The following is a 23,678-nucleotide window of genomic DNA, read 5'->3' on the forward strand; positions in this document are numbered from 1 at the left end:
CTATGAAAACTTTAAGGTTCTTCAGAAAGTTTTAAGGTTTCCGATTTTTCTACTTTTCCGAAAAGTTTATTTTTCCAGTTTTTCCATCCGTATTTTTTAGCAAATATTCCCAGAACGATAGGATAAATAATTAATATTTCAATAAAAACTTCCCAGCCTAATAATTCCGGCGTAGAAATATCTTTAAATACCGAATGGGTTTGAAAAGCAGTATTTTCTGAAGTTAATAACAGCGCTATAAAAAGGTTGTTGGCAGCATGAAAACCTAAAGCCAATTCTAACCCTTCATCCATTAATGTTATTATTCCCAGGAACAGACCTATGCCTATATAATTGGCCATAATAAAATAGCCGTAAGTAGCAACTTCAGGATTACCAATATGTAAACCTCCAAAAATAAGAGAGGTCACTAAAAGAGGAACCCATTTGTTTCCTGCAAGTGTTCCGATTCCCTGCATAAGATATCCACGGAAAAGGTATTCTTCAAAACTTGTTTGAACCGGAATAAAAATTACGGCAATTGCCAGCAGAATGAGAAAAGGAACTAGATTAAAGTTCCACTGAAAACTTTCGGGTTCCAATAGATATCCTATTAAAATTCCACCAACTATTATGATTGCGGTAATCAGGAAAGAAAATATAACGCGTTTCCAGTCTGTTTTTTTCCGGGAGGTGGTTAAGCTGAGTAGAGATTGTTCGTGGAGGTATTTCACAGCAAACAATAGCGCTGCCAATCCTACAGCATAAGATAACATAAGGAGAAACAGGGAAAAATTGGGTTCCAGTAAACCAAGTAGTTCGGCCTGTGACATTTCAAACATGTTAAAACCTTCTTCCAAAAACATAGCATAAGTCAATGGCGCTTGACCTATTGTTAAGCCTATTGCTACAATAAAAATCCCGATAAGATATCTCCAGAAAGCATATTGGAATTTAAAAGCCTGAGCTATATACATATTTACTATAAATTAAATTCCCAGCTCTTCGCCGGATTATAATGAATTTTACCGCCCTTCACCTCCAGCGGACTCTCAAAATTATTTGTATACAAACTGCCGGTTCCCAGCCCCTGCGGCATGTGGGGTTGTTTAGTGTACGTCCACTGCGAAATCGCATTTAGACCGATATTACTTTCCAGAGCACTGGTGATCCACCAGCCTGTTCCGTGATTTTCGGCCAGGTTCATCCATTCCCGGGTGCCTCTGTAACCTCCGATTAAACTCGGTTTAAAAATGACATACTGGGGCTGAATTATTTGTAGTAGTTTCTCTTTTTTTGTTACATCGAAGATGCCTATAAGCTCCTCGTCCAGTGCAACAGGCAGCGGAGTCCTGCTACACAAATTAGCCATTTCCTCAATTTGGCCCTGTTTTATTGGCTGTTCTATGCTATGAAGTTCGAATTCGCTAAGTTTCTTCAGCTTTTCCAATGCTTCGGAAGGTGCAAAAGCTCCGTTGGCATCCACTCGCAGCTCTATTTCTTCGGAAGAAAATTCTCTTCGGATATATTTCAGAAGTTCAAGTTCTGAATCAAAGTCTATCGCGCCAATCTTCAGTTTAATACAATTAAATCCTGAAGCAATTTTTTCTTCGATCTGGGACTTCATATAAGCTTTCTCTCCCATCCAGATCAATCCGTTTATGGGAATAGCATCTTTACCTTTAGTAAATTCCGAAGGAAATAATTCAAAAGGATTAGCAGCTTCCAAAGAACGGAAAGCCATTTCCACCCCAAACTGAATGCTTGGAAATTCAATTAAATCCTCCCAAAGCTTTTCCTTACCTAAAGATATATTCTCACAGGCCCAATTCAGCTTTTCTTCATAATCGGGCCTGTCATCGATGCTCAGGCTTCTAAGAATTCCGCACTCACCAATGCCTTTCCGGCTGTTGTCATGGATAATGATAAACCAGGTTTCCTTAATAGTAAGAACGCCCCGGGAAGTTCCACTGGGGCGTTTAAAATTTAAAATGTACTTTTTATATTCTGCGGTCATTTATTATCCCGGATTTTTGAATTGTTGGATTGTTGGATTGTTGGATTGTTGGATTGTTGGATTGTTGGATTGTTGGATTATGAACTTCTGGAAAATCCACTGTTACTTTATATATATCTTTAAAAAAGATGCGGCTCTTCTTCCAAATCTTTAATTCTTTAAACCTATGCATCTTCTATCTAAGATTTCTCTTTTCCAAAATTCTAGCATTCCAAAATTCTAAACAAAATTATAGTTCTATACTCTCTCCAATGTCAAGAAGCATCAGATCCTTTCCTTTTTCATAAAATTTCTTCTTTGCTTCTTCATGGTCTATTTCTATATAGCCAAAGGTATCGTAATGGCAGCCAAGAATTTTATCACATTCTATAAAGTCACTGGCCACAATGGCATCGTCCACTCCCATTGTAAAGTTGTCGCCAATCGGCAGGACAGCAAGATCCAGTTTTGTTGTCATGGGAATCAGTTTCATATCCATGGTAAGTGCCGTATCCCCGGCAATGTAGATATTTTTATGTTCCCCTTCTATGACAAAACCGCCTGGTTGCCCGCCGTATTTCCCATCTGGAAATGAGCTGGTATGGATGGCATTTACATATTTTACATTTCCGAATTCGAAATCCCAGCTACCTCCGTGATTCATAGGATGCACCTCAATACCTTTTTCTTCGTAATGATTGGCTATTTCAAAATTAGCCACGATTACTGCGCCGGTATTCTTTGCGATTTCCTCGGCATCCAGCGTATGATCCTGGTGCGCGTGGGTTAGCAAAATATAATCTGCTTTTAGCTCCTTGATATTAATTTTATCTTTGGAAAGATCATTTCCGGTGATAAAAGGATCAACCAGAACATCTACTTCTCCTATTTTAAGTCCCAAACAATTTTGTCCGTAGAAAGTGATTTTCATATTGAAGTATTTTCAGTTAGCACCTAAAAATAAGGATTTGTTAAAAGACCTTAAATAGATTGGATATATAATTTTGTTAAAGCTGCTTTTATAAAATTTGACCGATTCCGAATAATATAGCGGTTGCAAAGGTGGATAAAGCAAGTTTCTTTAATTCCGGATCCAGCAGAATAGGATTTTCATTTTCCTTAAGCCGTTTTAAATGAAGGGCTAACGGAACAAACGCCAACAGATAGAGAAAATCATCGATTTCATGGAAATTGATGATCGTATAGATAATCAGCAAAACCGAAGCGGAAACTATCAGGAAATAATGATACTTCTTAGCCGTCTTTCCTCCTATTTTCACCACCAATGTGTTCTTTCCGGCTTTCTCGTCAGACATTCTGTCCCGCATATTATTGAGATTTAAAACTCCCGCACTAAAAAGTCCGAATGCTGAAGCGGGCAAAAACACATCCCATTCCATTTCATGGATATAAAGAAAATACGATCCGTAAACTGCCACTATTCCGAAGAAAATAAAAACAAACAAATCGCCCATGCCACGATATCCGTAAGCAGATTTTCCCACGGTATATTTTATTGCAGCGACTATAGCTGCGATTCCCAGAAAGAAAAAGAAAAGCGCCGGAATAATATTTTCAGTTCCAAATGCAGCATAAATTAGCAGGACTGCCAGGATTAAAGTAATAACCGCTGTGATTATTATCCCAACCAGCATTTCCTTTTGGCTAATTATTCCGCTTTGCAGCGCACGCATGGGTCCTACCCGGTCTTCATTATCTGTTCCTTTTACCCCGTCGCCATAATCATTTGCAAAATTGGAAAGCACCTGCAGACCTAAAGTAGTGGCCAGGGCAAGAATAAAAATGGCAATATTAAAAAACCCTTTTTCTACAGCAATAGCCGTCCCTACTAGAATTCCGGAAAGGGAAAGTGGTAAGGTTCTTAATCTGGCAGCTCCAATCCAGGAATTAATTTTCTTCATGAATTAGTGCATTATTTTTACCAGTAATTCCTTTAGCAGGTCTCCCTGTGAAACGTTTACAGATCCTACTCCTTTACTTTTTACATCGGTCTCATGTAACAGACTTATTACACCGCTCACTTTTTTCATGGGATAATTTCTCGCGCCAGTAGTATAATCACTCACGAAATACGGATTAATTTTCAATTGCCGCGCCACGTTGCCTTTGGATTTATCTGAAATTCCGTGATATTGTAATAACTGGGAAAAGTAGGAGAACAGCAGGGAAATGGTTACCACAAGAGGATTGTCCTTGGGGTTTTGCGCAAAATAATTTATGATACGATGGGCTTTTAAAGTGTCCTTCATTCCCACGGCTTTTCTAAGCTCGAAATTGTTGAAATCTTTGCTTATCCCTATGTTTTCTTCAATTAATTCCGGAGTAATTTGTGTTCCTTCAGGAACTATTAACTGCAGTTTTTGCAGTTCATTCTCGATTTTACCAAGATCGTTTCCTAAGAACTCTACCAGCATCTGTGCTCCTTTGGGAGAAATGCTGTAGTTCCTCGTTTTCAGTGTGGTTTGTATCCACTCGGCTATTTTATTTTCATAAAGGCGTTTGCTTTCAAAGATAACACCGGACTTTGCCACGGCTTTGTACAGTTTTTTCCGCTTATCGATCTTCTTGTATTTGTAACACATTACCAGTGTGGTGGTAGGCTGCGGACTTTCAGCATAAGCTGTTAACTGTTCTATGGTTCTGGAAAGATCCTGCGCCTCCTTCACAATAATTACCTGGCGTTCTGCCATCATAGGATAGCGCTTGGCATTGCTGGCAATCTCATCTATACTCGTATCGCGCCCGTACATCACAATCTGGTTAAAACCTTTTTCCTCCTCCTGCAACACGTTATCTGCAATAAAATCGGCGATTTTATCAATATAATATGGCTCTTCGCCCATTAGGAAGTAGACAGGTTTAATATTTCCGCTCTGTATGCTGTTTACGATTTGCCTGGCTTCTTCCATTGGTAAATGTGGGGATCTTTGTATCCTTCCTGTTCTTTTCAGAATTTTTCAGAGAAGGGTTATTTTTTCTTTCTTATTTTTGGCGCTATGCAAGAATTAAACTTTCCGCAGTATAGCTTTCGGTTCAAAAATACTCAAAATAAAACAGCTGTTTTTGACAAACTACGGAAAAAATTCGTCATTCTTACTCCTGAAGAATGGGTAAGACAAAATTGTGTCCGGTTCTTAACTGAAGAAAAAAATTATCCGGAAAGTCTTATAAATGTTGAAAAACAACTGAAGCTGGGCGATCTGGTAAAGCGGTACGATATTGTGGTTTTTAACCCTAACGGTGACATTCATCTTATTGTAGAATGTAAAGCACCCAAAATTAAAATTACGCAGGAAACCTTTGACCAGATTGCGAGATACAATTTAAGCCTGAATGCCAGTTACCTGATGGTCACGAACGGAATTAACCATTACTATTGTCAGCTGGATTATAAAGCAGAAAAGTATAATTTCCTGAAAGAACTACCCTCTTTTAAAAAAACCGAATCGTAAAAGCAATTATGAAAACTGCAGTAGTCATCTTAAACTGGAACGGAAAACATCTCCTCGAGCAATTCCTTCCCTCTGTCACTTCCCATTCTCCTGAAGCTACAGTTTATGTGGCAGATAATGCTTCTACAGATGATTCGGTTGAATTTCTACGGAAAAATTTTCCGCAGGTTAGTATTATTCAGAATGAAACGAACGGAGGTTATGCCAAAGGCTACAATGATGCGCTCCGAAATCTAGATGAAGATATTTTCATTCTGCTAAACAGTGATATTGAAGTAACACCCGGTTGGCTAAGGCCGATAATTGGCATTTTTGAGCATTCTCCAAAAGTGGGTGCCGTACAACCCAAAATTCTGGATTATAAAAACAAATCCTACTTCGAATATGCAGGCGCTGCAGGAGGATTTATTGATAAATACGCTTATCCTTTCTGCCGCGGAAGGATTTTTGATGAAATTGAGAAGGATAATGGCCAATATAATGACGATACCACCATATTTTGGGCCAGTGGTGCCTGCCTGGCAATACGAAAAGAGGCATTTTTGGCAGCCGGTGGCCTGGACCAAGATTTCTTTGCCCACCAGGAAGAAATTGACCTTTGCTGGCGATTAAATAACCTTAATTACAGCATACGATATGCTTCAAAGGCTACAATTTACCATGTAGGAGGTGCAACACTAAGCAGCATTAACCCTATGAAGACCTTCTTCAATTTCAGGAACAGTCTCTATTTAATTATTAAAAATGTACCTTCTCCACAGGTCTTTTGGGTTCTTTTTATGAGGATGATTTTGGATGGATTAGCTGCTTTCAGATTTTTGGGACAGGGAAGGTTCAATCACTTTTTTGCAGTTTTCAGGGCTCATTTAAGTTTTTATTCTTCAATTTCAGCAATGAGAAAAAAAAGAAAAAATTTTCCCAAAAAAGAACAATATTATAAAACAGAATCCGTTGTTTATGCCCACTACCTTCGGGGAAGGAAGAAATTTTTGGAATTATAAAAATATGTATCAAAGAAATGTTAAAATCACTTTTTAAGACAGATTTTTTTTGATACTTTTGAATCATCTAACAATAATAATATTTTCAAGTTATGAAAAAATTCATGCTTTTATCGGCAACAGCCGCTATTATGCTTTCCTCATGTGTTTCTCAAAAGAAATATGCAGAACTGGAGACTAAGCAAAGAGAAACTCAGGACCAATTAAATACAGCTACTGTTAAACTTAATTCCTGCCTCGATGAGAAAGAGAACCTTAACAGACAGGTATCCACTTTAAATAATACTAATGCTGCTTTATTGAACAACGTAGGAGATTTGGCTACTTTGTCTAAAAAAGAAGCTGAAAACCTTGAACGATCTTTAGAAAGCATTAAAGAAAAAGATTTGGCCATCAAGAGTATGCGTGATGCCATAAACAAAAAAGATTCCGTTACGCTTGCGTTGGTTACCAGCCTTAAAGGTGCTTTAGGTAACATGAGCGATGAGGATATCGAGATTAACGTTGAAAAAGGTGTTGTTTACGTATCTATTTCAGATAAGCTTTTATTTGAGAGTGGTCGTTATAATGTTTCCAACAGAGCAAAAGAAGTTCTTGGAAAAGTTGCCACTGTAGTAAAAAACAAGCCCAATATTGAATTTATGGTTGAAGGTCATACTGATGACCAGCCAATTAGCAGCGGAGCTATTGAGGACAACTGGGATCTTAGTGTGAAAAGAGCTACATCTGTAGTTAGAATTCTTCAGGATGAGTTTGGTGTTGAGCCAGCCCGTATGACTGCTGCCGGTAGAAGTTACTATATTCCTGTTGCAACTAATGAAACTGCTGAAGGTCGTGCTAAAAATAGAAGAACACGTATTGTAGTACTTCCTAAACTTGATCAATTCTACGGAATGATTGAAGAAGGAATGAAAGAAGCAAATGCCGCTTCTCAAAACTAAAATAGTTTTAAAAAATACAGCTGAAAGCCCCGTGACAGAATCATGGGGCTTTTTTATTATACTTAAGCTTTACTGTTGAATTCTTTAATCTAAAGAATGTTTACCGCCGAATTTGAGTAACGTCAAAACTGGAAGTTAAATATCCTGAAAATCGTTAATATTTTAACAGGTGTTTCTGCAATTAAAAAACAAAAAGCTACCTAAACAGACAGCTTTTTTTCGACCAAATGTTGGGTATACAAGAATTCCCTACATAATCTCGATACTACCTTTTCCCTCCCTAATCACTTCGGGAGTTGCCGTAGTTAAATCAATAACCGTTGAGGGAATATTATCACCATAACCGCCATCAATTACTATATCCACAAGGTTATCCCACTTTTCTCTTATAAGTTCAGGATCTGTGGTGTATTCCAAAACCTCATCATCATCCTTAATTGAGGTCGAAACAATAGGATTCCCCAACCCTGAAACCAATGCTTTACATATATTATTATCTGGCACCCTAATCCCAACCGTTTTCTTTTTCTTAAAAACATTTGGAAGGTTACTGTTTCCGGGAAGGACAAAAGTGTAAGGCCCCGGAAGGCATCTTTTTAAAATTTTAAAAGTAGCGGTATCTATTTGCTTTACGTAATCGGAAAGATTACTCAAATCTTCACAAATAAAAGAGAAGTTCGCCTTATCCAGTTTCACTCCCTTTATTTGGGCAATTTTCTCAAGTGCTGCAGTGTTAGTAATATCACATCCTAAACCGTAGACTGTATCTGTGGGATAGATTACCAATCCACCATTTCTTAAGGTGTCGACAACCTTTTTTATCTTGTTTTGTTCAGGATTTTCATTATAGATTCTCAGTAATTCCGCCATAGATCAATTTTTTATAAATTAAATTTTCCGGTTCCTGGTAAAGAACTATGCTTTTTCTACTTCATTTTCCAGCTTTAAAACCTTGCTCCCGTCTTCCTGCTCAATATATAAAGCTTTATTTCCTTCTTCCCCATTCCTGGTGATTTCACTTCCTTCTATGGTTTTTGTCACCTTTTCTGAATGTGTAGAAACCACTTTTCCTTCTGCTGTACCATTTCCCCATTTCCAGGAGACTTTACTTCCTTTTCTTATCATTTTTTCTTTTGAATATAAATATAATGAAATAGAAAAAAAGCCTCTATAACAGAAGTTTAACTGAAAATTATCCTAAGAGAGTAGCTTAAGCTTAGCAAAACGGAGCAACAAATTTTTAATCCCGCCATTCTCAAAATCTATCTCTGCTTTTTGATCTTGTCCCACTCCTTCTACTTTTAAAACTTTTCCTTTTCCAAAGCGCATATGTTCAACTTCATTGCCTTCAGACAAATTAACCGACTTTGTTGCCTTTGCCGGCTCTGGAGCAGCAGGCCTTAGCTTTCGTAGTTTTTGTAACTGTTGCTCTGTTGGTTTATGAGCCGGCGGCGGAGTTCCCTTTTTCGGCTTTGTTTGTCTCAGTTTACTTTTATCTACTTCTCCAAAAATATCGGTATCAATAAGTGGTTTGTACTTGTAATCATCCTGCGGAACAAGATAATCGAGAAATTGATTGTCTATTTCTTCAATAAACCTACTGGGTTCCGCATCTACAAGTTTTCCCCAACGATAGCGGGATTGGGTATAGGTAAGGTAAGCCTGGGTTTCTGCACGCGTCAAAGCCACATAAAATAAGCGCCGCTCTTCTTCCAGCTCGCTCCGGGTATTCATACTCATTGCTGAAGGAAATAAATCCTCCTCAAGTCCTACAATGTAGACATACGGAAATTCGAGTCCTTTCGCGAGATGTATGGTCATGAGCGCTACTCTGTCTTCATCTGAAGTATCCTTATCCATATCTGTAGCCAACGCTACATCCTCTAAAAATTCAGCTAAAGAGCCTGAAGAATCTGCCAATTCTTTTTGCTCCTCCACAAAATCCCTTATTCCGTTTAAAAGCTCTTCAATATTCTCAATTCTGGCAATTCCTTCCGGCGTACCGTCTTTTTTTAATTCCTGAACAAGTCCTGTTTTCTTTGTTACGGTATCTGCAACCACAAAAGCATCTGCATTTTCACTCAGAATCGTGAAGCTTTTGATCATGTTCACGAAATTCTCCAGCTTATTCCGTGTACTTTTATTGATCTTCAGATCGAGATGATCCAGGTTTTCTATGACTTCGAAGATGGATTTCCCATATTGATTTGCAGCTATACTTAACCGGTCCATTGTGGTTTGTCCTATTCCACGGGCAGGAAAATTAATGATCCGTTTCAGCGCTTCTTCATCCTTAGGATTTATTAACAGCCGTAAATAAGAAAGAATATCCTTAATTTCCTTTCGCTGGTAAAATGAAAGTCCGCCGTAGATCCTATACGGAATTTCCCGCTTCCGAAGCGCATCCTCCATAGCCCTGCTCTGGGCATTCGTCCGGTACAAAATAGCAAAATCTCCATTGGATAATTGATTTTGCATCTTTGTTTCAAAGATGGAACTTGCTACAAAGCGACCTTCTTCCCCATCTGTAAGCAGCCGGTTTACCACAATTTTAGGACCATCGTCATTTGCTGTCCAAACCACTTTCTCAAGCTTAGTCTTATTTTTATCAATTATTGAGTTGGCTGCATTAACTATATTTTTGGTAGACCGGTAATTTTGCTCCAGCCTGTACATCTGCACATTCTCGTAATCCTTCTGAAAATTCAGGATATTGTTAATATTCGCTCCACGAAAGGCATAAATACTCTGCGCATCATCACCCACCACACAAATATTCTGAAATTTATCAGATAGCGCCTTTACGATAAGGTACTGCGAATGATTTGTATCCTGGTACTCATCAACTAATATATACCTGAACCTGTTCTGATATTTATGCAAAACTTCAGGAAACCTATTCAGTAGTTCATTAGTCTTCAGCAATAAATCATCAAAGTCCATAGCCCCGGCTTTAAAACACCGGTCAACGTAAGCCTGATAAATCTCCCCCATTCTGGGTTTTTTGGACATGGCATCTGCCTCCTGCAACTCCGGATTCTGAAAATATGCTTTTACAGTGATCAGACTGTTTTTATATGAAGATATACGGTTATACACCTGTTTGTACTTATATACATCTTTATCCAGACGCATATCTTTAATCACTGCCCTTATCACACTCTGGGAATCCTGGGTATCGTAAATAGTGAAATTTGAAGGATAACCTAATTTATCTGCTTCAAAACGCAGAATTTTGGCAAAAATGGAGTGAAAAGTTCCCATCCATAAATTCTTCGCCTCACTACTACCAACAATTTTCGATATCCGGTTTTTCATCTCCCTTGCCGCTTTGTTAGTAAACGTAAGTGACAGAATATTGAAAGGATCCACTCCCTGGCTCATCAGGTAAGCAATCCTGTAGGTAAGCACCCGCGTTTTACCAGATCCTGCCCCGGCAATAACAATCATTGCACCGTCTTTTTGCAATACCGGCGCACGCTGGGCTTCGTTTAATTCAGCTAAATAAGATTCCAATTTTCCTCCTTCTTTTATGGCGTGAATTTAACCAAAAAAGCACGGTTACAAAAACAGGAAGTTCCTTCTTATAAAGAAATCTTATATGAATAATTATGAGCGAGTTCATATTTTAAATATCTTTAGATAAACCGTGCTTCTGAATCTGATACCACGGTAAGAAAAAAGGTCATTCCATAAAAAAGTAATTGCTGATAATTGCCATTTTTCCACCTCAACTTTTTCTGTCAGGAATTGGCTGGGGAGCATCTTTGAAAATTTGGCGGACAGCTATCAAGTACCCTTTTTCCGTAATACCACTAAAATCAATAAATTAATTTTGAACTAAACCTACAGCATGAAGAATATTTTATTTTTTGCATTTTCAATTTACGGATTTGGGTTATATGCCCAATCAGACCTTCAAATGGAGCAACAAATTGAAGAGTTGGAAGAAAAAGTAATAGAATGGCGAAGGGATTTTCATCAAAATCCCGAACTTTCCAACCGCGAATTTAAAACTGCTGAAAAAATTGCTGCACATCTCGAGCGCCTTGGGATGGAAGTACAGACTGGAGTGGCAAAAACCGGAGTAGTAGGAATTCTGAAGGGTAATAGTGAAGGAAAAACAGTGGCTCTTCGTGCAGATATTGATGCCCTGCCTGTAACAGAAAGAAATGATCTTCCTTTTAAATCTGAAGTTACCACAGAATTTTTAGGCTCTGAAACCGGCGTAATGCATGCCTGCGGCCACGACACGCACACGGCAATTCTTATGGGTGTTGCTGAAGTTTTATCTAATAATAAGGATAAAATAAACGGTACGATAAAACTTATATTTCAGCCAGCCGAAGAAGGTGCACCACAGGGAGAAGAAGGCGGGGCGGCCTTAATGATAAAAGAAGGAGTGTTAACCACTCCTGATGTTGATGCTATTTTTGGATTACATATAGATTCTGAAGTTCCCGTGGGAACCATCACCTATAAACCCGAAGGTATTATGGCCGCAGTGGAGCGCTTTGTAATTAATGTAAAAGGCGAACAAACACACGGTTCCCAACCCTGGTCTGGAACCGATCCTGTAATGATTTCAGCAAAGATAATTGACGGACTGCAAACCATAATTAGCCGCGAAGCTAAACTAACCGATGCTGCGGCGGTAATTACCGTCGGAAAAATTTCCGGAGGTGTACGTTTCAACATTATACCGGAATCGGTAGAAATGATCGGAACCGTGAGAACTCTTGATCCGGACATGAAGGAATTTATTTTAAGAAGAATGAAAGAGATGGTTCCCGCTATTGCTGAAGCCTACGGTGCTAAAGCTACCATCGAAATTGAAAATAAAACATCTATTACCTATAACGATCCTGAACTAACTCAGAAAATGCTGCCAACACTTCAGGAAATCGCAGGAAGTGAGAATGTAAAACTGGAAAAAGCAACTACCGGAGGGGAAGATTTTTCATTTTTTCAGGAAAAGGTTCCCGGATTGTATTTTTTTCTTGGAGGAAAACCCTTAAATTCAAATAAAGCGGCACCTCATCACACGCCGGACTTTTTTATAGATGAAAGCGGACTTATTTTAGGTGTGAAGGCGATGTCGCAATTGGCGTTGGATTATTTAAATGAATAATGATGGATGAATTTTTAGATTTTTTAGGCTCAATAAGCTGGTGGGGCTGGATATTGATTTTCCTGGTTCTTGTGGCCATAAAGGATATTTTTTTCAACAAAACTCATATCATAAAACACAATTTTCCTGTTGTGGGCAATCTAAGATATTTACTGGAAAGTATTGGCCCCGAGCTACGCCAGTACATCGTAGCCAGCAACAGAGAAGAACTTCCGTTTAACCGCGGGGAACGCGGCTGGATCTATGCCTCTTCCAAAAATGAAAATAATTATGAAGGTTTTGGGACAGATCGGGATATTTACGGCAATCATTACATTTTTGTAAATAATGCCATGATGCCTTACCGCCTGGAAAAAAACCATCACAACCATAAAGATCCAAATTTTATTGCCTGCGCAAAAGTAATGGGGCTTTATCACCAAAGAAGGCGACCTTTTCGTCCTGCTTCAATTATTAATGTTTCTGCAATGAGCTTCGGCTCACTGTCTGCCCGGGCCATAGAATCTTTAAACCGCGGATGCAAAAAAGCTGCGGCTTTTCATAACACTGGCGAAGGTGGGATTTCCAGCTACCACAAAAAAGGAGCAGATGTAGTCTACCAAATTGGTACGGCGTATTTTGGCGTTAGGGATGACGATGGGAATTTTTGTCTTGAGAAATTGGTAGCACTGGTAGATGAGAATCCGCAGATAAGGGCAATTGAAATCAAACTTTCGCAAGGCGCAAAACCCGGAAAAGGCGGAGTTTTACCAGCTTCTAAAATCACTCCGGAAATTGCTGAAATAAGGCATATTCCTGTAGGTAAGGATGTACTTTCCCCTCCAAACCATACTGCCTTTGGCAATACAGAAGAGCTAATTGACTTTATTGAAGAAATAGCAGAAGCCACAGGGCTTCCGGTAGGTATTAAATCTGCCGTAGGCCAGCTCAAGCAATGGGAAGAACTGGCAGATATTATGCAGGAGACAGGAACCGGACCCGATTTTATTAGTATTGATGGTGGCGAAGGCGGTACAGGAGCTGCCCCTCCAAGTTTTGCAGATCATGTTTCCCTTCCTTTTATCTATGCCTTTTCTGAAGTTTATAAAGTATTTTTAAAACAGGGAATTACAGACAGGATAGTATTTATTGCCAGTGGCAAACTCGGGTTTCCGGCAAAAGCCGCTATGGCCATGGCTTTGGGAGCAGATTGTATAAGTGTGGCCCGGGAGGCAATGTTAAGCATTGGCTGCATCCAGGCCCAGGTTTGCCATAATAACACCTGCCCCAGCGGCGTCGCTACTCAGAATAAATGGCTCCAGTCCGGAATTAATATTAAAGATAAGTCTGAAAGAGTGAATTACTATTTCACAAAATTCAGAAAAGAGTTACTGGAAATCACCCATGCCTGTGGTTACGAACATCCCTGCCAGATAAATATGAGTGATGTGCAAATAAACCTAAGTGACAAAACCCTTGTTGCCACCTTAGAGGATACTTTTTGTTACCAAAAAGCCAAAGTTGAATTTACCTCTGTTCAGGAGCACGTAGATTCACCATATTTAGGCGGAAAAGAAAAGTCGAAGGAAGTAACCACAAAAGAAGCTGAAACTGAAAAAACTTCGGTTTATGATAAGAATGATCGAACTAAGACAGAAGATAAATCCTGAATTTATTTACTTTTGAAGGCTTGAATATTTATCTAATTATTTAGAATATTTTATATGACCAATGATCTTATACAGCTTCTTTTAACTCTTCTTCCTGCTATAATTGTAGGTGCGGTAGCTTTTTACTTTTTTCACACCACTTCCAAAACTGAAGAGTCCAGGAGAATATTTCTGCTACACAGGGAAAATCAAAAGACTGCGCTTCCTATTAAATTACAGGCTTATGAACGAATGACGTTATTTCTGGAACGCATCTCCCCCGGGAAGATCCTTTTTAGAGTAAAACCTGTTAGCGAAGATGCAAATGCTTATGCCAATTTGCTGGTAAATACTATAGAGCAGGAATTTGAACATAACCTCGCCCAACAAATATATGTTACTGCAGATTGTTGGGACTACATTAAAACAGCAAAAAATGCCACTATTGGTTTAGTTAGAAAGGCAGCTTCCAGAGAAGAAGTAGAAAATGCAGGCAAACTAAGGGAAGTGATTCTCAACGCTCTCATGGAAAAACAAGCTCCTACAGATGCTGCCCTGGCTTTTATAAGAAAGGAAGTGCGAAAGATTATTTAAAAAGAAAACCTACTGAAAAAGCTGCTCGATTTTCTTTTTTCTTCATTTTTGGCTTTGGCATAATCGAAACCTTGCTGCCACCATTCGGTCATGGCCTTTTTATTAAAGACCAGCGAATTTTCGGTAAGTTTCGTAGGTGTATAGTAAATATTCAGTTTTACCTTCTTATTAATAGCTGCAAGTTTTCCTTCGATTATATCGTGATATTCCACCTGGTCCAGCAAAAACCCAAAGAGGTTCATCATTAAAGAAAAAGGATTTCTTCCCAGTACCTTGTTGTATTCCATATTTTCGGCTTCCAGAATAATGGCGTCTATTTCCTTTGCGCCGCGCTTTACTGCTTCCCGAATTGGAACAACACAGCCCAACCCTCCATCGGCATATTCACAATTGTCTTTTGTGGCAAGGCTCATAAAAGGAATATAATTACAACTAATCCAGATCCAGTCACAAAAATCATCATAAGAAAAGTCATGGATAGACTTATATTCCACCCGGTTTTTGGAAAGATTGGAAACGGTCACCACAACATCTTTAACTTTCGATCTCAGCGAATTAAAATTTTCTTCAGTAAAATGAATTCTGATGTGTTTCTTTAGATTTTTGCTTTCACCAAACGTCCGTTTTCGTTTAATGAACTGCCAGAACATATTAAAGTAGTTGATGGTGATATATTCGCGCCCGTCCTTTTTCCTGACAATAAAAGGATTGACACTAAATATTTTATGCTGATCTACATTGGTGTAAATCTCGTGTACCTTTTTAATATTTCCATCGGCAAGATGAGGTATAAGTAGGCTTCCCGTAGAAGTTCCCAGGAAAAGATCGTATTTCTTTTTCTCTTCTTCTATAAGATATTGTGCTACTCCTCCGGCAAAAGCTCCTTTACTACCACCTCCCGAAATTACCAGTGCCCGCATTAAATTTCTATTTGATTAACTTCTTCATTCTTCAATTTTTGCATAGTCATAGCCGCTCTTCCACCAGACCTTCATTTTCTTCTCATCAAAAATAAGGGAATTGGTAGTCAATACTGTGGGTGTATAATAGAAATTAATGATCACATCTTTATTCGCTGCGGCAAATTTTCCGATTTTTATGTTCTGATTTTCGATCCTGTCCAGCATAAACTGAAATAAAGTTGTTATTAAAGAAAATACATTCTTTGAAGGCATCCGGTTTAAATAATTTACCTCGGTCTGCAGGATTATAGCATCAATCACGGTCGCACCACGTTTAATGGCTTCTTCTATAGGAGCCATAGATCCTAATCCACCATCGGCATATTCGCAGCCTTCCTTTTGCACCAGGCTCATAAACGGAGTATAATTTCCTGAAATCCAGATCCAGTCGCAAAAATCTTCGTAGCTAAAGTCCTTAATAGATTTATATTCCACGTCGTTAAGAGATAAATTTGAAACCGTCACAACAATGTCTTTTGCGCTTTGCTTCAGTTCTTCAAATTCTTCACGGGAAAGTGTTTTTTGGATCAGCTTTCTTAAATTTTTGCTTTCGCCGAAGGATTTTCTTCCTTTTAGAAGGTTCCGGAAAACATTAAAATGATTGATGCTAATCTGATCAAATCCGTGTTTTCTTTTGATTAGAAAAGGACGATTGCTAAAAATATCCGACTGCTTTACTGAAGTAAAAACATCCTGAATTTTTTCGGTTTTATTGAGCGCCAGGTGAGAAATAAGCAGACTTCCAGTAGAAGTGCCAAGGTAAAGATCGTAATCCCGGTCCAGTTCTCGTATAAGAAATTGCGCCACACCACCTGCAAAAGAGCCTTTGCTGCCTCCTCCTGAAATTACGAGTGCCTTCATTTAATTGTTTAAATTTGTCTGTAGAAATTCCCGTTGCTTCTCCGGAACTTCATCAGCTAAAGATTGAAATTTTTTCCGGTATTCCTCTTGCTTCAGAAGTTCTTCCAGCAATTTTTTACAGTAATTCCGGAAGCTCGAGGTATGGTGCTGCGTTCCCTGCAGCAAATCTTTCAGGTTCTTATCTGTAAACGCATTAAGCTGATAAAGGTAACCAAAGGCATTTTGCCGCGTTCCGAAGTGGTAATAAGGAGAAGTATAATCACTCAATTGCTCAAAAATTTCCTGGTTCTTTTCCGCCTGAAAATTTGGAGTAGCCAGATTTAAAGCCAGCCATAAAATTTCAACGTTTTTATCCATAAATCCTGTGACTCCCTCGGTTCTTTGCAGGTAAGTATTGCGATTTTTGGGGAATTGCATCCACAAATTGTAAAGCGCGGTCTCCTTTGTAAGATAGGAATCATCTTCTAAGAGCGATTCATATTCAGTCTTTAACTCCGCCGGAATTTGATCCATACTCATTGCTATCGCCTGCCTTACATAGAGATTGTTAGTTTCAAAGGCTTTTTCGTAAAGCATTTTAGCTTCTTCAGAAGTATTTCCGGCCAGTTGAAAAACCACTTCCTGACCTATATAATCATTAACCGGAAAGTTTAGCGCAGCATTTAAATTGGTGAATTTCTGAGGTAACGGAACTTCCCGTAAGCCGGCAATGGCAAGATAATCTGTAATAAACTGGGATTTCTTCAGCGAGTTTAAAGCATCAGTTGCTTTAAAAGCCGACTGTTTTAGCCAGTTTTCAATAAAATCTGAAAGATCCTGACCTGAGGTTTTTTCAACTTCAGCAATAAAATTATCGGTAGTAACCGTACTGAATTTATACTGATTCAAATAATTTCTCACAGCCTCATTAAAAGCCTCTTCCCCTACCCTTTCGCGTAAAATATGTAGCGCCCAGGCACCTTTTTGATAAAAAGTAAGCGAGCTGGCTTTAGGATTCAAAACAGATTCGCCTTTACCGGCGTCACTCATATCCTTTAGTTGCTCTGCACTTTCGTATAACTTCCAGTAATAATAATCTTCGCCAAAGATTTCCTTTTCGGCCAGCAGTGCATAAAAAGTTGCAAATCCCTCGTGCAGCCAGTGATCTTTGCTCCCGGTTTCTGTAACCAGGTTGCCAAACCACTGGTGCGCCAGTTCATGAGCATTCACATTTACATAATTCCGGTCATTGAATCCTATAGAATCCACCACAAAAACATTGGAAAATATGGTCGTTCCCGTGTTCTCCATCCCCGCATATAAAAAATCCTGAACCGGCACCTGCTTGTAATTTTGCCACGGATAATCCACCCCAATTTCCTGCTCCAAAAAATCAAATATCTCTTTAGAATAGCGATAAGTTGGCTCTACTTTTAAAGAATCTTCAGGTTCGTAATAAAGCAGCATTTCTACTCCCGAAGCGCTTATTTTTTCCTCTTTCCTATAATTTCCCGCTGCCACGGCCACCAAATAACTGCTCATTGGCTGCTCCATATCGAAGCTCCATTGTACAACAGAATCATTTAAGACTTCTCTTTCCTGAAGCACTCCGTTTGCAATAACTTCATAACCTGGCCTAAACCTAAACTGCAGGTCGAAAATTGCCTTTTCCTGCATGTCATCAAAACTTGGTAACCAATGCGAAGTATATTTTCCCTGCCCCTGGGTCCAGACCTGTCGCGGCGCATTTACAGCTTTTGGAGCAGCCCAATTAATGAAATACATTGTCTGTTTTGGGGTTGCAGAATACTTCAGCGTGAGTTTATTCCCTTCAGAAGGTCGAAAATTGCCCTTTATCCATAGTCGCCTGTTATCATTGCTGAATTCGGCTTTATTTCCATTCAGCATCACCTCTTCAAAATCCATATTATGAGCATCGATGAAGATGGAGTCTGTAAATTGAAGAATTTCAAACAAATATTCGACTTCCCCCGCTACTTTTTCCTCTTCCGGAAGAATAGTTACCGTTGCATTGACATTTTTGAAGTCAACATCCTGAATTTGATCTAAGAATTCTGAATTTTGAGCGATTCCTGTTATTGAAATTAGAAAAAACAGGCCCTGGAAAATCTTTTTCATGCTGAAGGTTACAATAAAGTTTAAATTTACAAAAATATGAAGGGCCAAAACTGATGATGCCTCAAAAATGGCAATTTTCGTCCTACTGTAAATCCATTGCCGCTCTCCTCACAAAATTTTAGCGGGATTTAATATCTTCGTTTCCATGAAGCCCAACATCCTGCAAACGCCCATAGATTACCTGAAAGGAGTAGGTCCCGGTCGCGCCGATCTGCTGCGGAAGGAGCTCGGCATTCATACCTACCAGGATCTTCTTAATTTTTTTCCGAATCGTTACCTCGACAAAACCAGGTTTTACAAGATTTCCAGCCTGGAAAAAACGTCTGCAGAAGTACAAATCGTAGGAAAAATCACCCACCTTAAAACCGTTGAACAAAAACGCGGAAAAAGGCTCGTGGCCGATTTTGTGGATGATACCGGCAAAATGGAACTGGTTTGGTTTAGAGGGCATAAATGGATTCGTGAAAACCTGAAAATTAATACACCCTACGTGATTTTTGGGAAAACCAACTGGTTTAATGGCATGTTCAGTATGCCGCACCCCGAAATGGAACTGGTTGAAGAGTATAAAAAACAGCTGCGCACAGTGATGCAACCTGTTTATCCTTCTACAGAATTGCTGTCGAAGAAAGGTGTGAGTAACCGGATGATCAATAAGATCATGCAGCAACTTTTCCTGGAGACCAACGGAAAATTTTACGATACACTTACCACCGGAATCCGGGAGGAACTAAAACTGATTCCCAAAGCAGAAGCGCTGTTTAACGTGCACTTTCCGAAGAGCCAGGAGCTGCTGGCAAAAGCACAGTTCCGGTTAAAATTTGAGGAATTATTCTATATCCAGTTGCAGTTGCTCATCAAGAACATGCTTCAGAAAAAGAAGATAAAGGGATTTGTTTTTGATCAGATTGGCGAAAATTTTGGTGATTTTTACAAGGAGCATCTTCCTTTTGAACTTACCAATGCTCAAAAACGGGTGATTAAAGAAATACGCAGTGATCTTGGCAGCGGCGCACAAATGAACCGGTTACTGCAGGGCGATGTAGGATCTGGAAAAACCATTGTTGCTTTAATGTCTATGCTAATCGCTCTCGACAACGGCTTCCAGGCCTGTTTAATGGCGCCGACAGAAATATTGTCTATTCAGCATTACCAGGGGTTAAAGGAACTGTGCAGCGAGTTGAATATCAGCATCTATCTTCTAACCGGTTCCACAAGAACAAAGAAGCGAAGAGAAATCCATGAAAAGCTCGAAAATGGGGAAATTAATATCCTCATTGGTACGCATGCCCTGTTGGAAGATAAAGTAAAATTTAAAAATCTTGGACTCGCGATTATTGATGAGCAGCATAGATTTGGAGTTGCACAAAGGGCGAAATTGTGGAAAAAGAATACATTGCCTCCACACATCCTGGTGATGACCGCTACTCCAATCCCGAGAACCCTGGCGATGAGCCTTTATGGCGATCTCGATATTTCGGTTATAGATGAATTGCCACCGGGACGAAAGCCGATAAAAACGGTCCACCGTTATGACAGCAACCGTCTGAAGGTTTTCAGATTTATAAAAGAAGAAATTCAGAAGGGAAGGCAAATTTATATTGTTTATCCGTTGATCCAGGAATCTGAAAAAATGGACTACAAAGATCTTATGGATGGCTACGAAAGTATCGCGCGGGAATTTCCTGATAACCAGATTTCGATTGTGCACGGACAAATGAAACCGGCAGATAAAGATTACGAAATGGACAGGTTTGTGCGCGGGGAAACAGAAATTATGGTCGCCACCACTGTTATTGAAGTCGGCGTAAACGTACCAAATGCCAGTGTGATGATTATCGAAAGTGCAGAACGTTTCGGACTCTCACAATTGCACCAGTTACGTGGCCGGGTTGGCCGGGGTGCCGAGCAAAGTTTTTGTATTCTTATGACCGGACATAAACTTTCCAACGACAGCAAAACCCGCTTAAAAACCATGGTGAGCACCAACGACGGATTCGAAATTGCCGAAGTCGATTTGAAACTCCGCGGTCCCGGAGATATGATGGGAACCCAGCAAAGCGGAGTTCTCAATTTAAAAATTGCAGATATTGTTAAAGACAACGACATTCTAAAAACTGCACGACATCATGCGCTGCAAATTCTGAAAGAAGATCCGGACCTCGCTTTAGAAAAAAATGCCGTTCTAAAATACACCTACGCTCAACTCGTGAAACATAAAAATATCTGGAATTATATTAGTTAGTATCATAATTAAGGATTGCTGAGCTTTAGGAAACAATACAAGAGGCAGGAAACAAGAGAAAAGAGAAGAGTGGAAAGTGGAAAGTTGCTGCGGGTATAAAAAATTATTCGTGGTTTCCTGGTGAAACTACAGGTCGATAATTGCCATTTTTGAGGCGTCGCTTTAAAAGAGGCAAGAGATCTCAAAATTCTTTAGCAAAAAAGATAAATATGAAGCGGTTTTCTAATTTTTTGGAGCACTTCAAAAATCACTTATAATTTATGCTAAAATCAATCGTAGTACTATCTTTGCTGTCTGAAAACAGAACCCGATGAAAATTTCTTACAACTGGCTAAAGCAATTCATAAAACTCCCTGAAAATCCGGTCGAAACCGGAGATTTACTAACAGATCTTGGGCTTGAAGTAGAAGGAATTACTTCTTTCCAAAGCATAAAAGGCGGACTGGAAGGAGTTGTGGTTGGCCACGTGCTAACCTGTAATCCACATCCCAATGCCGACAGGTTGAACCTTACCACTGTAGATCTTGGAAATGGTGAGAATGTACAAATAGTTTGCGGTGCTCCTAATATTGCAGCCGGACAAAAAGTGCCGGTGGCAACAATTGGAACTACACTGTATGATGAAAGCGGGGAAGAATGGACCATCAAAAAGGGAAAAATACGCGGAGAAGTGAGCCACGGGATGATCTGTTCAGAAAAGGAAATCGGACTCGGCGGAAGCCACGAAGGGATTATGGTGATGGATAACGAACTGGTTCCCGGAACGCCTGTTGCAGAAATATTTGATATTGAAAATGATCATGTTTTTGAAATCGGCCTTACCCCAAACCGTGCAGATGCGATGAGCCACTGGGGTGTAGCCAGGGATTTAAAGGCTGGTTATAAACAACAAGGGAAGAATTTAGAATTGATCACCCCATCGGTTAGTAGTTTTCACGTCGATAGCAGAAGCCTTAAAATTCCTATACACGTAGAAGATTCCAGTCTTGCGCCGAGATATTGCGGGGTAACCCTTTCTGGAGTAAAGATTGAACCTTCACCTACATGGTTGCAAAATCGTTTAAAGGCAATTGGTATTGACCCGAAGAACAACGTGGTAGATGTAACGAATTACGTTATGCACGAACTGGGGCAACCGCTGCACGCTTTTGATGCAGATAAGATTGCAGGAAGAGAAATAAAAGTTCAAACACTGGAAAAAGGAACAAAATTCACCACTCTAGATGAAGTTGAAAGAGAACTTCATGAAGAAGATTTGATGATTTGTGACGCCGAAAAACCTCTTGCCATTGCCGGTGTGTTTGGCGGACAGGGAAGCGGAGTTTCAGCAAATACCAACAAAATTTTCCTGGAGAGCGCATACTTTAATTCGGTTAGCGTCAGGAAAACCGCAAAAAGACACGGATTAAATACCGATGCATCTTTCAGGTACGAACGTGGAATCGATCCCAGCATTTCTGAATATGCCATAAAACGTGCTGCACTGTTGATCAAAGAAATCGCAGGCGGTGAAATTACCAGCGATATTGATGATATTTATCCGAAGAAAATTGAAGATTTTCAGGTATTCCTAACCTTTGAAAAAGTAAATAAACTCATAGGTGAAAACCTTCAGGAAGAGACTATAAAGTCAATCCTGGCGTCCTTGGAAATAAGGGTAAATAATGTTACCGAAACAGGAATGGGACTAACAATTCCTTCTTACAGGGTGGACGTACAGAGGGAATCTGATGTTATTGAGGAAATTCTCAGGGTGTACGGTTATAACAATATCAAAATTGGGGAGAAATTAAAAATTTCTGTTGCCAATTCTTCGAAGTATGAAGATTATAAATTACAGAATATCATCGCCAACCAGTTGACGGGACAGGGTTTCCATGAAACTATGGCAAATTCACTTACCAGTCCAGCGTACGTAAAACTAAGTGAGCAAATAAAGGAGGAACATAGCGTGGAAATGCTTAATCCGCTTAGTCAGGATCTTAGTGTGATGAGGCAATCGTTGTTGTTCTCGGGGCTTGAAACAGTGGGTTATAACATTAACCGCCGTCACAGTGATTTGAAGCTTTTTGAGTTTGGTAAAACCTACCATAACTACATTAGCGGTCGGGTTGAAGATAAACATTTGTCGGTTTTTGTATCTGGAAACAGAAATCCGGAAGGATGGAATTCTCAGGAGAACAGAGGGAATTTTTTCTATCTGAAAGGAGTTGTGGAATCGGTTCTGGACCGATTGGGAATTAAAAACCTTAAAGCCGGTTCCGCTAAGTCTGATTTATTTTCTGAAGGAGTTGCAATGAGTTCCAAAAAAGCCAAACTGGTAGAGTTTGGAGTGGTTCGAAAGTCAATTTTAAAATATTTTGATATCGATCAGGAAGTTCTTTTTGCTGATTTCAACTGGGATGCGGTAATCGAACTTGTAAAAACACAAAAAATCACCTTCAATGCGATTCCTAGATATCCTGCGGTAAGACGGGATTTTGCACTTTTACTGGACGAGTCGGTTAAATATGAAGATATCCAGGCCATTGCAACACAAACCGAAAAGAAATTTTTAAAAGCTGTAAACCTTTTTGATGTGTACCAGGGAAGTAACCTTCCGGAAGGTAAAAAAAGCTATGCGGTAAGTTTTATGTTTCAGGATGAAAATAAAACGCTTACAGATAAGCAGGTGGATAAGATTATGAGTAAACTTCAGCAAAGATTTGAAAAAGATCTCCATGCTGAATTGAGATAAGAACTGTAATAG

Annotated in this window: 19 protein-coding genes; 8 read left to right on the forward strand and 11 right to left on the reverse strand. The window is 39.4% G+C overall.

Annotated elements, in window-relative coordinates; all coding sequences use genetic code 11:
• Positions 1-11 precede the first annotated feature (11 nt).
• The 5 genes from RM549_RS01785 to holA all read right to left on the reverse strand — a co-directional run bounded on the left by RM549_RS01785 (position 12) and on the right by holA (position 4,905).
• Positions 12-956, reverse strand: coding sequence for a CPBP family intramembrane glutamic endopeptidase (locus RM549_RS01785; protein WP_311680074.1), 945 nt, complete (start codon positions 954-956; stop codon positions 12-14).
• A gap of 5 nt (positions 957-961) precedes the next feature.
• Positions 962-1,996, reverse strand: coding sequence for an o-succinylbenzoate synthase (locus tag RM549_RS01790; protein WP_311680076.1), 1,035 nt, complete (start codon positions 1,994-1,996; stop codon positions 962-964).
• 229 nt (positions 1,997-2,225) lie between these two features.
• The gene (locus RM549_RS01795; protein ID WP_311680078.1) at positions 2,226-2,906 is read right to left on the reverse strand and encodes a metal-dependent hydrolase; all 681 of its coding nucleotides are present in this window, start codon (positions 2,904-2,906) and stop codon (positions 2,226-2,228) included.
• A gap of 88 nt (positions 2,907-2,994) precedes the next feature.
• Entirely contained in the window at positions 2,995-3,897 is a 903-nt protein-coding gene (locus RM549_RS01800) for a 1,4-dihydroxy-2-naphthoate polyprenyltransferase (protein ID WP_311680080.1), read from the reverse strand.
• Positions 3,898-3,900: 3 nt separating this feature from the next.
• Positions 3,901-4,905 carry a DNA polymerase III subunit delta gene (gene holA / locus RM549_RS01805; protein WP_311680082.1) on the reverse strand — a complete coding sequence of 335 codons (1,005 nt, stop codon included), beginning with the start codon at positions 4,903-4,905 and terminating at the stop codon, positions 3,901-3,903.
• 87 nt (positions 4,906-4,992) lie between these two features.
• On the opposite strand from holA, the gene RM549_RS01810 reads away from it, so the two are divergent.
• From RM549_RS01810 to RM549_RS01820, 3 genes are all read left to right on the forward strand, one after another.
• Positions 4,993-5,448 carry a type I restriction enzyme HsdR N-terminal domain-containing protein gene (locus RM549_RS01810; protein WP_311680084.1) on the forward strand — a complete coding sequence of 152 codons (456 nt, stop codon included), beginning with the start codon at positions 4,993-4,995 and terminating at the stop codon, positions 5,446-5,448.
• 8 nt (positions 5,449-5,456) lie between these two features.
• A complete protein-coding gene (locus RM549_RS01815) occupies positions 5,457-6,449 on the forward strand; it encodes a glycosyltransferase family 2 protein (protein ID WP_311680086.1) in 993 nt (330 codons plus the stop codon).
• Positions 6,450-6,541: 92 nt separating this feature from the next.
• Positions 6,542-7,390: an OmpA/MotB family protein gene (locus RM549_RS01820; protein WP_311680088.1), complete on the forward strand. Its 849-nt coding sequence runs from the start codon at positions 6,542-6,544 to the stop codon at positions 7,388-7,390.
• A gap of 249 nt (positions 7,391-7,639) precedes the next feature.
• Here RM549_RS01820 and RM549_RS01825 read toward each other — a convergent pair whose 3' ends face one another.
• From RM549_RS01825 to RM549_RS01835, 3 genes are all read right to left on the reverse strand, one after another.
• Positions 7,640-8,260, reverse strand: coding sequence for an L-threonylcarbamoyladenylate synthase (locus RM549_RS01825; RefSeq protein ID WP_311680090.1), 621 nt, complete (start codon positions 8,258-8,260; stop codon positions 7,640-7,642).
• A 45-nt stretch (positions 8,261-8,305) separates the two neighbouring features.
• On the reverse strand, positions 8,306-8,515 hold the full coding sequence (locus RM549_RS01830) for a hypervirulence associated TUDOR domain-containing protein (RefSeq protein WP_311680092.1): 210 nt from the start codon (positions 8,513-8,515) through the stop codon (positions 8,306-8,308).
• Between the two features lie 72 nt (positions 8,516-8,587).
• Complete coding sequence (locus tag RM549_RS01835) at positions 8,588-10,906, reverse strand: ATP-dependent helicase (RefSeq protein ID WP_311680094.1); 2,319 nt, start codon at positions 10,904-10,906, stop codon at positions 8,588-8,590.
• 406 nt (positions 10,907-11,312) lie between these two features.
• Between RM549_RS01835 and RM549_RS01840 the strand changes: the two genes are divergently transcribed.
• The 3 genes from RM549_RS01840 to RM549_RS01850 are packed head-to-tail and all read left to right on the forward strand — an operon-like array spanning position 11,313 to position 14,743.
• Positions 11,313-12,521: an amidohydrolase gene (locus tag RM549_RS01840; RefSeq protein ID WP_432264693.1), complete on the forward strand. Its 1,209-nt coding sequence runs from the start codon at positions 11,313-11,315 to the stop codon at positions 12,519-12,521.
• 2 nt (positions 12,522-12,523) lie between these two features.
• Positions 12,524-14,170, forward strand: a complete 1,647-nt coding sequence (locus RM549_RS01845) for an FMN-binding glutamate synthase family protein (RefSeq protein ID WP_311680096.1) — start codon at positions 12,524-12,526, stop codon at positions 14,168-14,170.
• Positions 14,171-14,224: 54 nt separating this feature from the next.
• On the forward strand, positions 14,225-14,743 hold the full coding sequence (locus RM549_RS01850) for a DUF7935 family protein (protein ID WP_311680098.1): 519 nt from the start codon (positions 14,225-14,227) through the stop codon (positions 14,741-14,743).
• Here RM549_RS01850 and RM549_RS01855 read toward each other — a convergent pair.
• The 3 genes from RM549_RS01855 to RM549_RS01865 are packed head-to-tail and all read right to left on the reverse strand — an operon-like array spanning position 14,740 to position 18,684.
• Entirely contained in the window at positions 14,740-15,663 is a 924-nt protein-coding gene (locus RM549_RS01855; protein ID WP_311680100.1) for a patatin-like phospholipase family protein, read from the reverse strand. The two genes, RM549_RS01850 and RM549_RS01855, sit on opposite strands and share 4 nt — an antisense overlap.
• Positions 15,664-15,687: 24 nt before the next feature.
• On the reverse strand, positions 15,688-16,566 hold the full coding sequence (locus tag RM549_RS01860; protein ID WP_311680101.1) for a patatin-like phospholipase family protein: 879 nt from the start codon (positions 16,564-16,566) through the stop codon (positions 15,688-15,690).
• Entirely contained in the window at positions 16,567-18,684 is a 2,118-nt protein-coding gene (locus tag RM549_RS01865) for a M1 family metallopeptidase (protein WP_311680103.1), read from the reverse strand.
• Between the two features lie 145 nt (positions 18,685-18,829).
• Between RM549_RS01865 and recG the strand changes: the two genes are divergently transcribed.
• Together recG and pheT are read left to right on the forward strand one after the other, a co-directional pair.
• Positions 18,830-20,929 carry an ATP-dependent DNA helicase RecG gene (recG, locus tag RM549_RS01870; RefSeq protein ID WP_311680106.1) on the forward strand — a complete coding sequence of 700 codons (2,100 nt, stop codon included), beginning with the start codon at positions 18,830-18,832 and terminating at the stop codon, positions 20,927-20,929.
• Between the two features lie 310 nt (positions 20,930-21,239).
• Positions 21,240-23,666 carry a phenylalanine--tRNA ligase subunit beta gene (gene pheT / locus RM549_RS01875; RefSeq protein WP_311680108.1) on the forward strand — a complete coding sequence of 809 codons (2,427 nt, stop codon included), beginning with the start codon at positions 21,240-21,242 and terminating at the stop codon, positions 23,664-23,666.
• Positions 23,667-23,678: the final 12 nt, after the last annotated feature.

The organism is Autumnicola patrickiae (genome assembly GCF_031846525.1).
GTDB lineage: Bacteria > Bacteroidota > Bacteroidia > Flavobacteriales > Flavobacteriaceae > Autumnicola > Autumnicola patrickiae.

Coding starts and splice junctions, on each gene's coding strand:
- RM549_RS01785 (WP_311680074.1), bottom strand. CDS start 956: ATGTATATAGCTCAGGCTTTTAAATTCCAATATGCTTTCTGGAGATAT.
- RM549_RS01790 (WP_311680076.1), bottom strand. CDS start 1,996: ATGACCGCAGAATATAAAAAGTACATTTTAAATTTTAAACGCCCCAGT.
- RM549_RS01795 (WP_311680078.1), bottom strand. CDS start 2,906: ATGAAAATCACTTTCTACGGACAAAATTGTTTGGGACTTAAAATAGGA.
- RM549_RS01800 (WP_311680080.1), bottom strand. CDS start 3,897: ATGAAGAAAATTAATTCCTGGATTGGAGCTGCCAGATTAAGAACCTTA.
- holA (WP_311680082.1), bottom strand. CDS start 4,905: ATGGAAGAAGCCAGGCAAATCGTAAACAGCATACAGAGCGGAAATATT.
- RM549_RS01810 (WP_311680084.1), top strand. CDS start 4,993: ATGCAAGAATTAAACTTTCCGCAGTATAGCTTTCGGTTCAAAAATACT.
- RM549_RS01815 (WP_311680086.1), top strand. CDS start 5,457: ATGAAAACTGCAGTAGTCATCTTAAACTGGAACGGAAAACATCTCCTC.
- RM549_RS01820 (WP_311680088.1), top strand. CDS start 6,542: ATGAAAAAATTCATGCTTTTATCGGCAACAGCCGCTATTATGCTTTCC.
- RM549_RS01825 (WP_311680090.1), bottom strand. CDS start 8,260: ATGGCGGAATTACTGAGAATCTATAATGAAAATCCTGAACAAAACAAG.
- RM549_RS01830 (WP_311680092.1), bottom strand. CDS start 8,515: ATGATAAGAAAAGGAAGTAAAGTCTCCTGGAAATGGGGAAATGGTACA.
- RM549_RS01840 (WP_432264693.1), top strand. CDS start 11,313: ATGGAGCAACAAATTGAAGAGTTGGAAGAAAAAGTAATAGAATGGCGA.
- RM549_RS01845 (WP_311680096.1), top strand. CDS start 12,524: ATGGATGAATTTTTAGATTTTTTAGGCTCAATAAGCTGGTGGGGCTGG.
- RM549_RS01850 (WP_311680098.1), top strand. CDS start 14,225: ATGACCAATGATCTTATACAGCTTCTTTTAACTCTTCTTCCTGCTATA.
- RM549_RS01855 (WP_311680100.1), bottom strand. CDS start 15,663: ATGCGGGCACTGGTAATTTCGGGAGGTGGTAGTAAAGGAGCTTTTGCC.
- RM549_RS01860 (WP_311680101.1), bottom strand. CDS start 16,566: ATGAAGGCACTCGTAATTTCAGGAGGAGGCAGCAAAGGCTCTTTTGCA.
- RM549_RS01865 (WP_311680103.1), bottom strand. CDS start 18,684: ATGAAAAAGATTTTCCAGGGCCTGTTTTTTCTAATTTCAATAACAGGA.
- recG (WP_311680106.1), top strand. CDS start 18,830: ATGAAGCCCAACATCCTGCAAACGCCCATAGATTACCTGAAAGGAGTA.
- pheT (WP_311680108.1), top strand. CDS start 21,240: ATGAAAATTTCTTACAACTGGCTAAAGCAATTCATAAAACTCCCTGAA.